14 protein-coding genes and 1 pseudogene are annotated in these 15,208 nt (G+C 60.2%); 6 read left to right on the top strand and 9 right to left on the bottom strand.

Annotation, left to right across the window (positions count from 1 at the left end; genetic code table 11):
• The 3 genes and pseudogenes from AX735_RS16720 to AX735_RS16710 all read right to left on the bottom strand — a co-directional run.
• Positions 1-306: pseudogene (locus AX735_RS16720) on the bottom strand (ATP-binding protein); the annotation flags it as partial.
• 102 nt (positions 307-408) lie between these two features.
• Positions 409-1,044: a DUF7007 domain-containing protein gene (locus tag AX735_RS16715; RefSeq protein ID WP_435653460.1), complete on the bottom strand. Its 636-nt coding sequence runs from the start codon at positions 1,042-1,044 to the stop codon at positions 409-411.
• Positions 1,045-1,091: 47 nt separating this feature from the next.
• Positions 1,092-2,378, bottom strand: coding sequence for a hypothetical protein (locus tag AX735_RS16710; RefSeq protein WP_066117753.1), 1,287 nt, complete (start codon positions 2,376-2,378; stop codon positions 1,092-1,094).
• 65 nt (positions 2,379-2,443) lie between these two features.
• Between AX735_RS16710 and AX735_RS16705 the strand changes: the two genes are divergently transcribed.
• A complete protein-coding gene (locus tag AX735_RS16705) occupies positions 2,444-2,941 on the top strand; it encodes a hypothetical protein (protein WP_060979745.1) in 498 nt (165 codons plus the stop codon).
• Between the two features lie 33 nt (positions 2,942-2,974).
• Here the strand turns inward: AX735_RS16705 and AX735_RS16700 are convergent, their stop codons facing one another.
• From AX735_RS16700 to AX735_RS16690, 3 genes are all read right to left on the bottom strand, one after another.
• Positions 2,975-3,469: an RES family NAD+ phosphorylase gene (locus AX735_RS16700; protein ID WP_060979744.1), complete on the bottom strand. Its 495-nt coding sequence runs from the start codon at positions 3,467-3,469 to the stop codon at positions 2,975-2,977.
• A 4-nt stretch (positions 3,470-3,473) separates the two neighbouring features.
• The gene (locus tag AX735_RS16695; RefSeq protein WP_022675518.1) at positions 3,474-3,824 is read right to left on the bottom strand and encodes an antitoxin Xre/MbcA/ParS toxin-binding domain-containing protein; all 351 of its coding nucleotides are present in this window, start codon (positions 3,822-3,824) and stop codon (positions 3,474-3,476) included.
• Between the two features lie 203 nt (positions 3,825-4,027).
• Positions 4,028-5,602 (bottom strand): strawberry notch family protein, encoded by a 1,575-nt coding sequence (locus tag AX735_RS16690; RefSeq protein WP_231750154.1) that lies wholly within the window; start codon positions 5,600-5,602, stop codon positions 4,028-4,030.
• A gap of 9 nt (positions 5,603-5,611) precedes the next feature.
• Between AX735_RS16690 and AX735_RS16680 the strand changes: the two genes are divergently transcribed.
• On the top strand, positions 5,612-6,304 hold the full coding sequence (locus AX735_RS16680) for a hypothetical protein (RefSeq protein ID WP_066282490.1): 693 nt from the start codon (positions 5,612-5,614) through the stop codon (positions 6,302-6,304).
• 318 nt (positions 6,305-6,622) lie between these two features.
• A complete protein-coding gene (locus tag AX735_RS16675) occupies positions 6,623-8,647 on the top strand; it encodes an ATP-binding protein (RefSeq protein WP_202189602.1) in 2,025 nt (674 codons plus the stop codon).
• A 196-nt stretch (positions 8,648-8,843) separates the two neighbouring features.
• Here the strand turns inward: AX735_RS16675 and AX735_RS16670 are convergent, their stop codons facing one another.
• Together AX735_RS16670 and AX735_RS24495 are read right to left on the bottom strand one after the other, a co-directional pair.
• The gene (locus AX735_RS16670; RefSeq protein WP_231729320.1) at positions 8,844-9,620 is read right to left on the bottom strand and encodes a DUF7146 domain-containing protein; all 777 of its coding nucleotides are present in this window, start codon (positions 9,618-9,620) and stop codon (positions 8,844-8,846) included.
• A gap of 139 nt (positions 9,621-9,759) precedes the next feature.
• Positions 9,760-10,026, bottom strand: a complete 267-nt coding sequence (locus tag AX735_RS24495) for a WGR domain-containing protein (protein ID WP_081097192.1) — start codon at positions 10,024-10,026, stop codon at positions 9,760-9,762.
• 645 nt (positions 10,027-10,671) lie between these two features.
• Between AX735_RS24495 and AX735_RS16665 the strand changes: the two genes are divergently transcribed.
• The 3 genes from AX735_RS16665 (at position 10,672) to AX735_RS16655 (ending at position 14,193) form a co-directional block, all read left to right on the top strand.
• Positions 10,672-11,757, top strand: a complete 1,086-nt coding sequence (locus tag AX735_RS16665) for a replication initiation protein (protein WP_060977091.1) — start codon at positions 10,672-10,674, stop codon at positions 11,755-11,757.
• A gap of 165 nt (positions 11,758-11,922) precedes the next feature.
• On the top strand, positions 11,923-13,125 hold the full coding sequence (locus AX735_RS16660; RefSeq protein ID WP_060977090.1) for an AAA family ATPase: 1,203 nt from the start codon (positions 11,923-11,925) through the stop codon (positions 13,123-13,125).
• Positions 13,126-13,173: 48 nt separating this feature from the next.
• On the top strand, positions 13,174-14,193 hold the full coding sequence (locus AX735_RS16655) for a ParB/RepB/Spo0J family partition protein (protein WP_060977089.1): 1,020 nt from the start codon (positions 13,174-13,176) through the stop codon (positions 14,191-14,193).
• Here AX735_RS16655 and AX735_RS16650 read toward each other — a convergent pair.
• Entirely contained in the window at positions 14,153-15,100 is a 948-nt protein-coding gene (locus AX735_RS16650) for a MarR family transcriptional regulator (protein WP_060977088.1), read from the bottom strand. The genes AX735_RS16655 and AX735_RS16650 overlap by 41 nt on opposite strands.
• Positions 15,101-15,208 lie beyond the last annotated feature (108 nt).

Genomic DNA, 15,208 nt, shown 5'->3' with positions numbered 1-15,208 from the left:
CTTGCCCGCCAGGCTGAAGACACCCATGCCTGCCGGGTCTTCGGCCTCATGGATGTGCTGGCTCCAGCCCGAATCCCCCAGCGCAATCATGGTCTGCGGATGGGCGACTCCGGTTCCATCATCGACAAGGGTCAGGCGCGCTGCGTCCTGATCCGCGCAGCAGGCGATATCGATCCGGGAAGCGCCCGCGCGGCGACTGTTCTGGAGGAGCTCGCCGAGGATATCGCCGATGGTGCCATTGAAGAGGCGCGTGACTTTGGTGATCGTCTTCGGGCTGACGCTGGGTCGAATAACTGTCGGGTTCATGACAAGGGGTCCTTCATCGCACTGTTTCGCCCTTCCCCTCCCCCTTCCCTTCAGAACAGCGGATTGATGCCTGGCCGGAGCCCGGCTGCCTTGGCCTGCTCTTCAGCCAACGCGCTTGGGTCGCAGGGCTTCAGGAATCGGGATGATGTCGTGCGCCGTATCACGCAGCGCCTTAACCTCGCCGCGCGCGGCGTAGAGGTCCTTGGCGATGAGCGCGCAGACCTCGGCCTCGCCATAGGTTGGGCGGCCAAGGTGATCGACGCGCTCGACTTGCCGGGCAATCACGCCGACTTTGCCGTCCGGCACCCACTCGGCCCAATCGCCCCAGGCGCTGGTCACGCAGAATTCGCCGATCGCGGCCATATAGGCCTTGCGCGTCCGCAGGATCGCAGAGGAATTCTCCTCTATGGCCTCGCCGGTGAAGGCGCTGAAGCGGTCCGGGTGCCAACATCGGGTAGTATCGCGGGCAAGCTGCAGGAAGCCCGCAGAGCAGGAGCCCTGCCCTTCAAGCTCGCTGGTGAAGGCAAGGATCGGGAGCCCCCAATCGCAATCTTCTTCGTAGGCCCCGCCTTCGATCCGTAGCGCCGCTGGCATGGCGGCCTGTCTCTGATCGGACAGAATGATACCGCCGTGGCTGGCGGTCATAACTGACCATATGCCGGGGGCCAGCTGATCGGCCTGCTGGACGGCGCCCCAGATGGAAGTGGAGGGACGCGGTGATGGGGCAAAACATGGCATGAGCGAACTCTCCTGTTGCAGGTTCGCTCAGACCCTCCCCCTCTTCTTCAGCTCAGGATCCCGAGAGCGGTCCGGGCAACGATCTCGGGCGTGACGTCTCCAAGAGCGAGGGCCGCCACCGGTCCAAGCTGCGAAAGACGAGTCCGCTCGATTGCCCTGAGGGCGAGATAATCATCGTCGGACGACCGGAGGATTTGTAGCGCGAAGCGGCACTCCTGCCCGGTGTTGTCGTCGAGAAGGGCGATCAGGAAATCCGGCCTTACGGAGACGTCCGCAAATGGCAGATCGAAGAGGATCTTCTTCACCGCCATCCGGATGTCCCGGCGTCGCAGGATATACTGCGCGTCTTGGAGCGCCCGCAGAACGTCTCGGTCGTGGTCTCGCTCTGTCGGCACGAACTGGTTGCCGCTCAAGACAGGCTGAGCGTAGGCGCGCAGCGCGACATAGCCCTCCTTCCTGCTGTGCTCGCCGACGACGGCGAGCACAACAAACGGCGGCTCAACTTCGGCGCGGATGATCCCGGTGTGCTGGATGCGGTTCCGGACCGAGATCGTGCCGAGACCGGTGACGATCTCGGTGGAAGTGACCGCATTGGCCTCGAGCAGAAGAAACGCCTGGGGCGCGAATTCATGAGGCCATCTCTCGGCCGCAGCGCGCAGCCGGGCGTGAACCCGCCGCTTTTCGTAATCGATGGCGTTCGTGTAGAGATGGGCCGAGAGCGGAACCCCGGGCGCAATCTCGAGACCTTGCGCAGCCCGGCGCAGGAAACGCATCTCCTGGCTGATCGAGCCCTCCCGTGGCCCTGCTGGCGGAAGCTCGCGCAGCACGTTGGAACCCGCCCGCTCAAGCAGCAGCCACAGCAGTTTGCCGAGGCGCGGGATTGCAACACCGCGCGACCGGTCGTCTGGCTCACTGTGGTCCGGTTTCTGGGCGAGTTTCTCCGGCGCCTTCTGGTGCGCGTTGAACAGGCCATCTGGAACATCGAGCGCGTAGAGCGAATCCCTTGCTGTCTCGCGGATGCGCGGCGGTGCCTGGGGCAGGAAAAATGGACACGCCGGCGCATGCATCGGCCTCGAAGTCAGCCGCCGCAGGTAATAGGTTTCCTGAAAGCTCAGGTAGGCCGGGCTCAGCAGCGGCGGCGCGGTGACCTCGCCCAGACAATCGCAGGCGAGCCATTTGTGATTCTCGCGCGCTGTCACGACGAGGGAGACGCAGGCCCGGTGATCGGCCTCGTTGCCATGGCCCGTGTACCAGCGGACCAAGGCTGCCCGCAGACCGTCGCCAATGGCGACGCGCCCGGTGCTACCTGTGGTGTCCTTGGCCACCAACCACATGGTCTGACGCTCTTGACCGCCCCTTTTGTTCACTCTATGTTCGTCACATAGAGGAATTTTGTCTTATGAACAAGGTATTCGATCTCGGCCAATTCGACCTCGATCTGACGCTACGCGATGCATCGGTTGACCCGCTGGTGACGCCTACGCGGCGCTCGCTCAGCAATGCCTCTATCGGGATAGAAGCGTTCGATGCCTATTATTCGGCGCGCGAACTCTACGAAGCGCTGGAGGGGGTTTTCCTGGGCACACCCGGTGCCAAGAACAAGCTGACGCAGGTGCTTTCGTGCCAGTGCGATGATTATCAGCGGTGTCTCTACTACACGCTGGCGGGGCGCGGCATCGTCCAGATGCTGGATGATCTCGAATGGCTGCTCGATCTCCTGCGCCCTCGCTGCGAAATGTCGGGGAAGCTCCTTCGCTCCGGCGAGAGGCCTGCACCGCAGGTCAATCCCTATGTCGCAAGCGAGCCCGACGGGCCCGTTCCGGCACGCTCGGCCGACTTCGTCGAGGGACCCTCGTGGTATCTCGATCCGTCGCTTGGCGGCCGGATCGAGGACTAGGCAGGCATCAGCTTGCCGGCCTCACCGGCAGAATCAGGGATTGCGCAGGCCAAGCCGGTCGGCGTCATCTACGAGCGTGATGCGCCCTTCCCAGTGCCACAGGACAAGGTTGAGAGCGTCGGCGGGAGCGCCGCGGGCGTAGCTCGGCACGACAATGCCCACATAGCCTTGCGCGATCGCGGCCTCCGCCAGATCTTGCGTCGGGACCGGTTTGCCTGAGAGCATCCAATCGCGCCACGCCGGGTCGGCGAGCTCAGCCGGTGCGATACCGAAAGGCCGCAATGCAGCCGCATCGCGGCCATCGAGCAACGGTTCGATATCGGCCTGATAAGCGACGAGCGTGGTGGGCTGGAGGGTGCCAACCTGATTGGCCTCGCGCAGCGCGGTCTCTGGGGCGAGGGAAGTATAGAGCGCGCTGCGCCCGATGCGATTGAACCGTCCGCCAAACCGGGCCGCCCCCTCCCCTGAGAGGGGTTCGCGGGACCAGACCGGATTGTGGGCGCGGTAGAGCAGCCCGGTGAAGTGCATGAGGCTAGGCGTGAATGCCAGCGTCGACGGCGTCGATATAGGTCAGAACGTCATCGGCCCGGTTGTTCTGCACAAGCTGCATTGCAGTCTGGCCCGAAAAGCCCGGCAGCGGCTCAGAGCGGTACCAGGCATAGGCCAGCAAGGCTGAACCGAACCGCGGTTCGACCTTGTTGAGCACTTCGACCATCTGCCGAAGGCGGCGCTGGGTACGATCGGAGGCAATCCGGTCCTTGCGCTGGATCGCGTCCTTGCCGAGACCCAGCGAGCGCGCCAGTTCGTCGCTGGTGGTGCGCAGCGCATCGACGATTTTGCGCGGAGCAAACGCGCCATTGTCCGCATAGTTCTGAATCGCCATTGCAAAGCTCCATGAATTCTGACGTGACATAGCGTCATTCTGCGCGGCTTTCAAGCTGCCATAGGGCTGGCGCCGAGTTCGTCACAGGAGGACAACTTGCAGTTCGATCGCACCGGGTGGGTTTTCTCCCGTCGGCATGACACAGAAGGGCTGGAGCGTGTTGCCGGTTCTGACCACAGCGTGGCTCTTCCCGGTTTTCGCGCTCACCGGCGAGGGCCTCCTGCGAGGTGTAGTAGCTGATGCGGTAGGCGGAATGATCGAGCCCGATCCCGGCTGCGATCTGGCGCAGCGCGCGCGTAGGCGAGATTGTTGACTTCAGAGGCCCCGGTCGCCGAGGCATAGAGCACGCGGGCCTTGGGCAGATGGTTCTGGAGCATGACGCCGGCGATGCCCTGCTGGGAACCTGATTTGCTCCCGCGGGCGCCCTCGCCTCCTGCCACCCCGCCCATTTCGTGGCTCTCATCAAAGGCGATGACACCTTCGAAATCCGCCCCGGCCCAGTCCAGCAATTGCTTCAGGCGGGTCGCATCCTGCCTCTGACTGCGCAGCGTAGGGTACGTGACGAAGAGGATCCCCTCGCGGAACGGCACTGGCTGATCGATTTTCCAGCTGGAGAGCGGTTGAATGTCGGCAGTCATCCCGCCGATCGCGCTCCAATCCCGGCGCGCATCTTCGAGCAGGCTCTCGTTCTTGGATACCCAGATCGCCTTGCGGCGTCCGGCTAGCCAGTTGTCTAGAATGCAGGCGGCAATCTGTCGGCCTTTGCCCGCGCCAGTGCCATCACCGAGGAAGTAGCCCTTGCGGTAGCTGTGTCCGTCTTCGGCCAGAGTGAGAGCGACACCTTCGTCAGCCGGGACGAACAGGCCCGGCAGATACTGCTGCCAGGCATTGCCGGCATAGATCACCGTCTCGAGCTGCGCTTCCGAAAGCAGGCTTTCTTTGAGGATGCGGCCCTGCAGGCTGGGGCAATACTCCGGCACCGGCGCTGGTATGGAGCCCATGGCCACACTTTCCACCAGCGGGGTCGGGTGCGCCTTTGCACCATCGATGTCGATCCGGCTCGGGCGGTAGGGCAGATAGACACCGGCCTGCTCGCCCAGAGGGCGCGGCGTTGCCAGGCTGCGAAAAACAAGCGGCGATATCGATGGCGCTTCGATTACGCGCGGCTTAGCCGCAGGCGGCTTTGCACTTGTGCGCATCGCCTTGAAAAGCGTGCCGGGCTTGGTCTGCTGCCGTGCGTAAATTGGTGAAGCCTCGCAAGGACCGACTGCCCGCTTCACCACTGCAACCGCCGCGGCAATCTCGGCGACATTCGATCGAGCGAGGATTGCAGGACGGATGTTTCCGGGAACCTTGTCGATCACGTAGAGGCGAACCGGCACGCTGGTCCCCTGCTTGTGGTAGCACCTGGCAAGGCGGCAAGCTGTTTGCACCGTGCAGTTCTCGAACGTCTGGTCATAGATTTTCGAGAGCCTAGCGCTGGTGGTGAACCAGTCCGGCATGATAGCGACAAGTCTGCCGCCAGGAGCCAATCGACCGAGCGCGGCGCGCAGATGGCGGACAGCAGCGAATTGATCGACGCCTCTTCCCTCCGAACGGGAGAACGGGGGGTTCATGAGAATCAGGCTGGGGCGCAGCGAAGGATCCAGCGCGGAAGCCAGCATCGCACCGTCGATCCCGGTAAGCTTGGCATGTTTGAACAGCAGAGCGAGTTTCTCACGGCGTTTGGGATCAAGCTCATTGAGATGTAGCTGTCTGACTGTCGGCAGGCTGGCCACGAGCGCACCATGTCCCGCACTCGGCTCCAGCACGATGTCGTCTGGCCGGGGCTGCGCAAGGACAGTCGCGAGTGCCGCAAGATCGGCGGGCGTGGAGACGCGTGCTCGCTCTGGCAGGGTGACGACGAGCTTTCAAATGCCGATGGGTTCTGGGAGACCTTCCGGCGACTGCTAGCCTACGTGGTTGGGGCACGGAACGAGCGCGGCGATTGCAACTTCGAGGCAAACAAGCTCACAGACCTGTACGTCGAAGTGATCCAGGCCGCGTGTGGGTCGCGGTGGGTGTGGGCTCTCACCTACGCGAGCGCTGTTGAGGCGCTTGTCAAGCTGCTTGGGCTGGAGGGGCGCGCTCGCACGGACATGGATGCGAAGGCTCTGATGGAGCTCACGCAGGCCGTGGACGCCTTTAACGCATACATCGATGCTTGGGAGGGAGATCCTCGTCCGAAGGAGCCGGCGAAGCAGGCGACTAGTCGACTGCTTCGGACCTCGTCTGTACAGGCGCTCCGGAAGCTCGTGGCCGATGGATCGGTCGCCAAAGACGAGTTTCATGCTTGGGATAGGCTCCGCAATCGCGTCATGCACGGAAGCTTGGTATCCCCTTATTCCACCACTGAGGAGGACAAGCTGCTGCTCGACCTTTCGAGGCTTTTTCACTCTCTCACTCGTCGCCTTCTCCAAGATGTCGACCCCGATCTGTAAGCCGGGGCCTCGAAAATTGAGGCGGAGTAGCCGGTTGCGGCCGGCACTCTGGCCGCTACAACGGCGCGCCACGGATCGCCGTCCGCGTTTACCTGCTGCTGGCGCAAAGCCGACGGTCCGCTCCCAATCAGGCCGCCTGGGCGGCTGAGCTGTAAACCGGGCCGTTGAACGCCATCGCCGAAGCTCTCAAAAGCTGCCATAGGCGCACGGATGGCCCCAGCGCCTGCGGGAGGCGCGCTGCCTTCGCTAGAAAGGGTGAACTACCCGTTGTAGGATTTCGACTGACGTTCATTGTCACCGGTTACTGAGAGGGCACATGTGAAGCACAAGTCGATTGATCTTGCATCGGAGGTGAAGCGCGCGACCTTGCCCGATGGTTTGCAGGGGTTTCTTTTCCCACTGTTTGAAGCCGTCTCCAATGCGCTTCACTCGATTGAAGAACGTTGGCAAGACGAGGCTGAAGAGAAGGGTCAGATTGAGGTCGAGGTCTCCTTCGCCGACCAGAGCATGACCATCGCCGACAACGGCACCGGCTTCGACCAGAAGAACCTCGACGCCTTTCTAACCCCGTTGACCGGCAATAAGTTCGAGCGGGGCGGCAAGGGGTTCGGGCGCTTCATCGCGTTCAAGCATTTCGACAAAGTATTTTACTCGTCACGTCAGACCGGCCCCAGCGGCGCGGCGACAGCCGGCACCTACCAGTATGAACCATTCGCCACTGACGACAATCTCATTCCAATTGCACCGGACGATGGCGCGGGCGCACATCGCTTCGACAGCGGCCTAACGGCCCGCATGCAGTCGCCGCACGATGACGTGTCGAACTATTTCGATCCCAAGGGCGATCGCTATCCAGGGGGCGAAGCCGTGGATGCCATAACATTCGGAATCGTCGATCATTTCCTCGTCGAGTTCATCCAGAAAAAAATACCAAAGAAATTCTCGCTGATCGTCGATGGCACCACGATTAACCTTTATGATCATTTTTACGCCTCGCTGTCGATCGGCGGCTCGAGATCAGAACAGGTCGGGGTCGCCGGACAGCAGCCCCTATTCGAGTTCAACTATTTCAAGGTGGGTATTGAACAGGCGAAAAAGCACCGGCTTTATTTCTACGCGAACAACCGCGCAGCCAGCGATCTCGAAAACATCTCGCCGGGCCTCAACGATAGACCGTTCGAGGACGCCGGGGCAGACGGCCCCAGAAAGTATTACTACCTCGTAGCCGTTTCGAGTGACTTCTTTGTCTCGTCTCAATCACGCGACAAGATCATCAACCTGAACGTGAAGCTGGGAGAGATCGGTCGACAAAAGACGATTCGGGAAACGCTCATTGCGCTAGCCAAACAGCACATTCTGGAGCTTGAGAGCGAATACACTGCTGAGCGACGAGCAAAGATGGTCGCCGATGTGGAGCACCTCATCGCCGTCGACCCCCTATTGCGCCGCGGGCTCGGGAACAATTCGCCTGCCGACTTCGTGCGCCGACGCACAATTACCGAAACGCGGGAGCAGCTTGCGCGCGACCTTTTTCTAGAGCGCTTTCGGACAAAATTTGATTTCACGAAGTTGAAGCCGAACGCCAGCATCGAGGAACTCGTGGAGATCGTGAAGACGAAAATCCCAGAGGATGCTAAGGAGGCCCTCGCAGTCTATGTGGCCTACCGCAACCACGTCATCCAGATTTTTCGCGAGCTTTTGAAGCGGACCGAGGAGGGCTTGGCGACGGAGGACAGGGTCCATCAGCTAATCTATCCACGCTACAAAGACAGCGAGGACGTAGACTACAGCGCGCATAACCTCTGGTTGCTCGATGATGATTTAGCCTACGCGCAATATATTTCCAGCGATCGGACGCCTGACGGGACGTATCGCGCCAAAGGCGAATTTGCCCACGACATCCTGATCAACAACGAAAACGAGTTGATGATCGTAGAGATGAAGCGCCCCCAAAAGACGGGGTATTCTGCCGCCAGCGAGAGCCCAACGGATCACCCGGTGACGCAGTTGAAGAATCAAGTTACCGCGATCCGTCGCAAGGGCCGGATTAAGACGTCCGAGGGACGCGAGATTCCAATCTCGGCCGATAGAATGGTGCGCGGTTACATTATTGCTGACTGGAATGAACAGTTACAAGAATATCTGGCATCAGAGGACTTCGTGATCACAAATTATGGGGGTCAGATGGCATATCGCTACTACACGACACTCAATTTGATGCTCGAGGTCATCGCGTTCGACAGGCTGGTAGATCGGGCGAGCAACCGCAACGATGCGTTCGTCAAGATCCTCGACGGTCGCTCGACATATGATCGAAAGCCCACGGGGGCACTTGGGGGCTAGCCGGGAAATTTTCGACTTATCTAATCACCAGTTTAGGAAGTCTGCATTTGCGCTCGATAGCGCGAGCTGGCTCTCCGCAAGCGGCATAGGTTGTGGCTTAACGCTACGCCGCGTGGACAAGCGTCGAAGAACCGCTTTTGACAAGAGCTGACGCTTAACCTGTTGCATTGGAATGGCGGGTTTGTCCCAGCCTTCGTCATTCGCCGATGCTACTGCCCCGACGGCTCATCCATTCGTTAAACTCCGCCCAGTCTATGCCCGAGCTCGGAGATCTTCGCGAAATTCGGAGGCCGGGTCTGGCGTAGGTCTTGGTCGCTTGATGCGCAGCATTCTGTCCAGGTGCATCGTTGTCCTCGGCAATGATCAGCGTATGGAGCTCCTTCGGAAGCTGGAGGAGTGGCAAGCGAGCAGCGCCCATGGCCGCCCAGCAGGTCACGCCGGTTAGACGGGTGAAGGCGGCCGCGTCTTCGAAGCCTTCCGCAATTGCCAACACCCCATCAGACAGTGTCGGTTGCCATGCCCCCTGCCCGCAGCTCCCCAGCAAGAACTTGCCGCGATGTCGGCCTGATCTAGGGTCCAGGATGATCCTTTGAACCGCCACAAGCCGGCCTAGGTCACGCACGGCCACAAGCAGGGCTTGATGAAACGCAGTGTTTGGCTTTCGGCCAAGAGGGCACCGCGGATGGAACCGGATGTCGGGGAGGTCCGGGAGCAGAAATCTGCCAACGAGATAGCGCTCTCCCAGCGTTCCATGAACGTTGCTCGCATCATCCCAAAGGCGCTGAGCCTGTCGCCTAGAGTCTACATTTCGAGCTGGACGGGGTTCGATGCCTTGAACTTGATCTGCACTCCGCAAGGCACGTATGATGTCCCTTGGATTGCAGCCAGCAAAGCAATGCACTAGGACCCCTGATAATCCTTGGCGGATCGATAATGAGGGCGTCCTGTCGTCATGAGCAGGGCATCGGCACATAGCGTAGGAGCCATGCCATGTGCCGCGCAGAGCTGTGACAAGGTTGACCGTGTCCTGAGTTGGTCGGAGTGCTGTTAGGGTCATGAGCTTCACTCCCCCCTCCCCCCTTCCCTCCCTTGCAGATGCGCGTGCAAGGCGGTCATTCGACCTCTTGGTAACCTACTCCTATTCGTTTGAAGGCGCTCTTGCGTCTTTCGCGGACCTGTCGGGCGATGATTTCGGCTTGGGCCCTGTCAGGAAAACTCAGGGTTACCCCCTGCCCTTTTGAGCCGATCCTCCCCCAGCGACGTTCAATCGTCGTCCAACCGAACAGGTCGGTTTGGATCCAGAGATGGTAGGCACGGGCAACATTGCGTGAAGGGTCGATGGCCTGCCAATGCCAAGACTGGCTGATGGGTGTTCTCATGGTGGCTTGGTGACAGGGATATCGGCTGTGGGTCCAACCGGAAATTTGAATCACTACACCCGCTGTGATTCACGGAAGCGATTGTATCGAGGGCGCTGGCCCTTCTCCCTTAGAAACATCATCATAAAAACGCCGCTGCTTGCAGCGGAAGGATTCTTGATTCTAGAGATTCAGATTCGAGGCCAATTTTTGAGGTGAATCCAGCACTTTAAGCCGATCTTCCTGACCAGATGGGGGTGTTAGGCTGACCTGATGGGGGCTGAACCCTGACCGAGCGGGGGCATTCACCTGACCTGCTGGGGCCATCCTGACCGCGTGGGGGACGGACCTTCAGCGCGCTGCTTAGTGGCCTAACTTCGCCCGCAAACATCAAAATTGCCCCCTAATCAGCGCTCTGTCCGTAAGCTTGCCGACTCGCGGAATCTCCTGGGATTTTGCCTCCCGTTCACAGACCTTCATTCCTGACCTCTTGGGGGCTCCCAAAGGAATCCCATCCTGACCTGACTTGACGAACGAGGTCAGGTCAGGCAGCAATCAATCCTTCGAAGAATCAAGCTCTGATCGCACTATGGCATGGAAACTGATGACAGCCCAATAGTAGAAGCTTCCGAGGAGAAGCCTGAAGAAGGTTCCCCCGGACGTGCGATGCGCGTTGCTGCTGCATTGAAGGCAAAGGGTGGCGACGAGTTCGCCAAACCGGGCAACATCATTGAGATCAAATTCGTCAAAGGTGAGTCGCTTAGTCTGACGGCATCGCGGCTGTTGGCGCTCATGATCCTGACCGCAGGTGGAGACGCATGGGAAGATCGTCCTCATCGCATTCGCAAAGCCGATATACGCCGAGGCCACAAGGGTAACGAGCGGATCAGCGACATGCTTCAGGAGCTCCATCGCACCCTGTTTGCTGTGGATGATAAATCGTGGCGCGGAAAGAAGGCGACTCTCCTGTTCTCCCTGATCTCTCGGTCTAAAGAGGAAACCGACGAGGATGGCGGAGAGACGGGCTGGATCGAATGGGAGTTCACGCCCGATGCGCGTAAGCTGATCCAGGCTTCTGAGACTTATGCCGTGCTTAACCGGCAAGCGGTCTTGGGTTTCCGCTCGAATTATGCGCTCAAGCTTTACGAGCTTGGAGCCCTTCGCCTCCATCGCCGCCAAGCAACTTGGCGAGGAGATATGCAGGCACTGCGTGCAGCGCTCGGGATCCCGCCGGATGTCTACACGGACTTCGCTCAGCTTCGGCGCAAGGTGCTTGAGAAGGCGAAGTCTGAAATTGACCAGCTCGCTCACTTCCGTGTCGAATGGCGTGAAATTCGGCAGGGGCGTACGGTCACCGAGCTTGAGTTCCGGTTTGAACCGAAGGGCGCCCCGGAGGTCTTGGAAACGGTAGATGAGCTCGACCGGCATTCGGCGGGACGGCAGGCAAGGCGGACCGGTTCCGTCGAGACCATAACGGCAGGGCAGGGGGCAATAGTATCTACGCCCGGTGCGGTGCATGCGATCAAGCAGTCAGAGTCCACATTCCCGTCGTCTGGCTCGATCCGCTTCGGGCACGCCGATTTGCTTGAAGTCGCCCGAAAGCATGGCGGTGGATGGGATGTTGACCTTATCGCGAGCGGTTTTCGCGACCACATGGGCAATCGGTTGGAGAAGCTTCGTGGCGCTAAGCTGATTGCGGCGTGGAAGGGCTTTTGTGAGGGGTGGGTAAACCGGCGTGGGCGGCCCTCATAGGCAAAATTGCACGCGTGCAATTCGCCGCGCCCCCACCGAGTCAGGATGGGGCGCCGCCTCCCCAAATTTAGGCTGACAAGGCAGTTCGACTTTCGAAATTTCCGAATTTCTTGACCGAAAAGCGCAAGTGGGTGTAGCACGCTCTCAATTGCGAAAGGACGGCATGTGTCTAACGGACTTCAGATTGAAGAGGCTGAACGTTTGGTTTCGGTCGCAACGCTGGCTAGTCGAACATCGTCAGTGTTGGAGAAACTGCGCGACTCTGCTCGAAGCGCGAGATCAGATGCCCGCCGTGAGCCAACCTTCACGATTGGAAAGGCGGCTGAGCTCGTCGGGCGAACACCGGCAGCTATCCGTGATGCAGAGAAGGACGGGCGCCTGCCCGAGCCGGCAAGGACCGATAGCAACCGGCGTGAGAGATACACCCTTGCACAGCTGAACGACATGCGCGGCGTGTTCGGGACGCGCCCGTACCGCGCGCCGGGTGATCCGTGCTGTGTGGTCGCAGTTCAGAACTTCAAGGGAGGTGTCGGCAAGTCCACCCTGGCAGTCCACTTGGCGCAGTACCTCGCGATCAGGGGGTACCGTGTTGCGCTCATTGACTGCGATAGTCAGGCCTCTGCGACAACGCTTTTTGGCTACGTGCCCGATCTCGATCTGACCGAAGATGACACCCTTTACCCATTCCTGCGTGAAGGTGAGCGGTCCTCTCTCGATTACGCCCTTCGCAAGACACATTTTGATGGCCTTGAATTGATCCCCGCCAACCTTCGCCTGTTCAACTCCGAGTATGAGCTGGCGGCGCGAATGGCCCAGGGGAACGGGGCCCTGCTTGACCGTCTCAAGGAGGGCATCGAGAGCATTTCGGATCGGTTCGATGTCATCGTCATGGATCCTCCGCCGGCCCTCGGAGCAATCTCCCTGTCAGTTTTGCGCGCGGCAAACGCGCTGGTGGTTCCTGTCCCCCCAACCGTAATGGACTTCTCCTCAACCGCGGCATTTCTCTCGATGCTTGATGAAACGATCGAGCAGCTTGCTGATCGGGGGCTTGCCCCGGAACTGACGTTTCTCCGCTTCGTCGCCTCGAAGGTCGATGAGAACAAGTCGATGCAGAAGGAGCTTCTGCAGTTGATGCGGACGCTGTTTGGCCACGCCATGGTTCGAACGCCGCTCAAGGACTCTGCCGAGATCGACAATGCGACTGCGCGGCTGATGACAGTCTATGAACTCGACGGGCCTGCTACGAGCTCGGCGGTACGCAATCGCTGCCTTAACTACCTTGATGGCGTGAACTCAGAAATCGAAGTCGACATTCGATCGATGTGGCCAAGCCATCAAAAGCGCCTCCGGCAGGAGGCCTTGGTATGAGCCGCTGGGAAAATTGCACGCGTGCAATTCTGCTAATGGGAGGCTTTCATGAGTAGGAAGAACAGCGGTTTTGCCGCCGACTTGGCCGCCGGGATCGATCTAACCGAGGATTCCGCCACGCCGCGTCGATCGAGCATCGCGTCGAATGTGCTTACCGGGCGATCAAACCGTTTGGCCGATCTCGCTTCCGGCGCGATTGTCTCGCGCACGCATGAGCTTGTTGATCCGGCAAGGTGCCGGATGTGGGCTGGCCACAATCGCGACTATGCGCTCCTCACCGAGGAGCGTTGCGCAGACCTGATTGAGAGCATCAAGGCACAGGGCCGGCAGGAGATCCCGGCAATTGTCAGACGCCTGTCTGGTGACGACGGATATGATTTCGAGGTCATCTGCGGGGCGAGGCGGCACTGGTCGATCAGCTGGCTGCGGACGCACAACTACCCAGACTTCAAGTTCCTCGTCGACGTGCGCGAGATTGGCGATGAGGAGGCCTTCAGGCTCGCAGATCTCGAGAACCGCGCACGGGACGACCTAACCGATTTCGAGCGCGCGAAGGACTATCTGCGAGCTTTGACCGCCTACTACGAGGGCCGTCAGAAGACGATGGCCGAGCGGCTCAAGGTGTCCGAAAGCTGGCTCACACGCTATCTCGATCTGGCTCGCCTGCCCGAGGAGTTGACCAGAGCCTTTGCTAATCCGCAGGAACTCGGAATTCGTAATGCGATCGCACTCAAAGCGCTCTTGAAGCCCGAGGACCGGAGGGAGAGGGCCTTCCTGGAGGCAGCCCGGCTTGCTGCCGAACGGGAGCGGACAAACCAGTCGCTCTCGGTGCTGGAGGTAATCAAGGCCCTTTCCCTTGCGGTCGATCCCCCCAAGAAGTCAGGATCCCCCAAGAAGTCAGGAAAGGTCGAGACTGTTGCCAATGGTGTGGGCGTGCCTGTGCTTCGGATTGAGGGAGCTGATCGCAAGGGGGTTCGGATCACCTTGTTGAACAAAGGTGGTGCAACGCGGCAGGAAGCCGAAGAGGCTATTCGCGCGGTACTAGATCAGCATTGGCCGGTACCATAGCACTATCGGTCTCGCGCAAGCGCACCATGCTTGCCTCCTGCAACGAGGACACCGATTGCGAAGCTGTTCGCTTTGTCACGCCTAGGGCTCTGGCAAGCTCCGCTCTGGTAAGGGGGCCAAGGCTGACGATCATGCGCCACGCCTGCGGAGCGGTTGAAGAGGTATACAGCCGACCGGCCAGCTGCTTGTCGGCCAAAGCAACAGCCTCTCGCATCACCCGCAAATCGATCGCGGCTTTGTCAGTGGCCGTCTGAAGCGCTGAACGGAGAAGGGCGGGCAGGGGTTCTTCGTGGAATTCGCGGAACAGGGCCCGCGGCATGATGCCTGCAAGCGCGAGCGGGGCCGAGCCCAATCCAAAAAGATGGGGCCTTATGGCCGCAGCCAATGAGGCAGCCCAGGCCGCGCCACGCGGCGCCGAACGCGTGATTGCGAGCCCACCTACCTGGACCATTTCGCTGCCGCCTTCGAAAAAGTCGAATTCCTCGGTTCGCAGTTCCTCAAGCCACTCGATCAGCGTGCCGTCGGGATCCCTGCTGGGGAGCAGAGCGTCGAGCCGCGCGAGCGCATTGTCTGCGGGTGTGTAGGCCTCGGTGAAGCCTTCGGTCTGGCATTTGGCTGCCAGCACCTGCCTGGCAGCCTTGGCGAGGACAGGGGACGCACGTCGGCCGATCCACGACAGAAATTGCCGCCGCTCCTCCGAGTACCATGATCGGACAAGTTCGCTCGCATTAATGCCCGGGTTGTGTGCGATTCCTAGATTATCAAAGGGATAGTCTCGAACATGCACGCGCCAAAGACGCCGCAATGAGGCCATCGCCAGACACTCGGCGAGCTCCGGCGAGATGAAGGGGAGGGCGCCTTCGATCCGCGCAAGGGTCAGTTGCCAAGGGGGAGGGTAAGGCGCCATCGGGCAAATAGTATATGAACGGCCTAAAAAGTATACCCAGCTTGTACGGTTGATTTGCTGTCCGATAAGAGCCCTTCACGGACAACACGACAATCTATATAGAGTGCC

The organism is Blastomonas sp. CCH1-A6 (genome assembly GCF_001556365.1).
Lineage (GTDB): Bacteria > Pseudomonadota > Alphaproteobacteria > Sphingomonadales > Sphingomonadaceae > Blastomonas > Blastomonas ursincola.
This window is presented reverse-complemented; position numbering and strand designations above follow the sequence as displayed.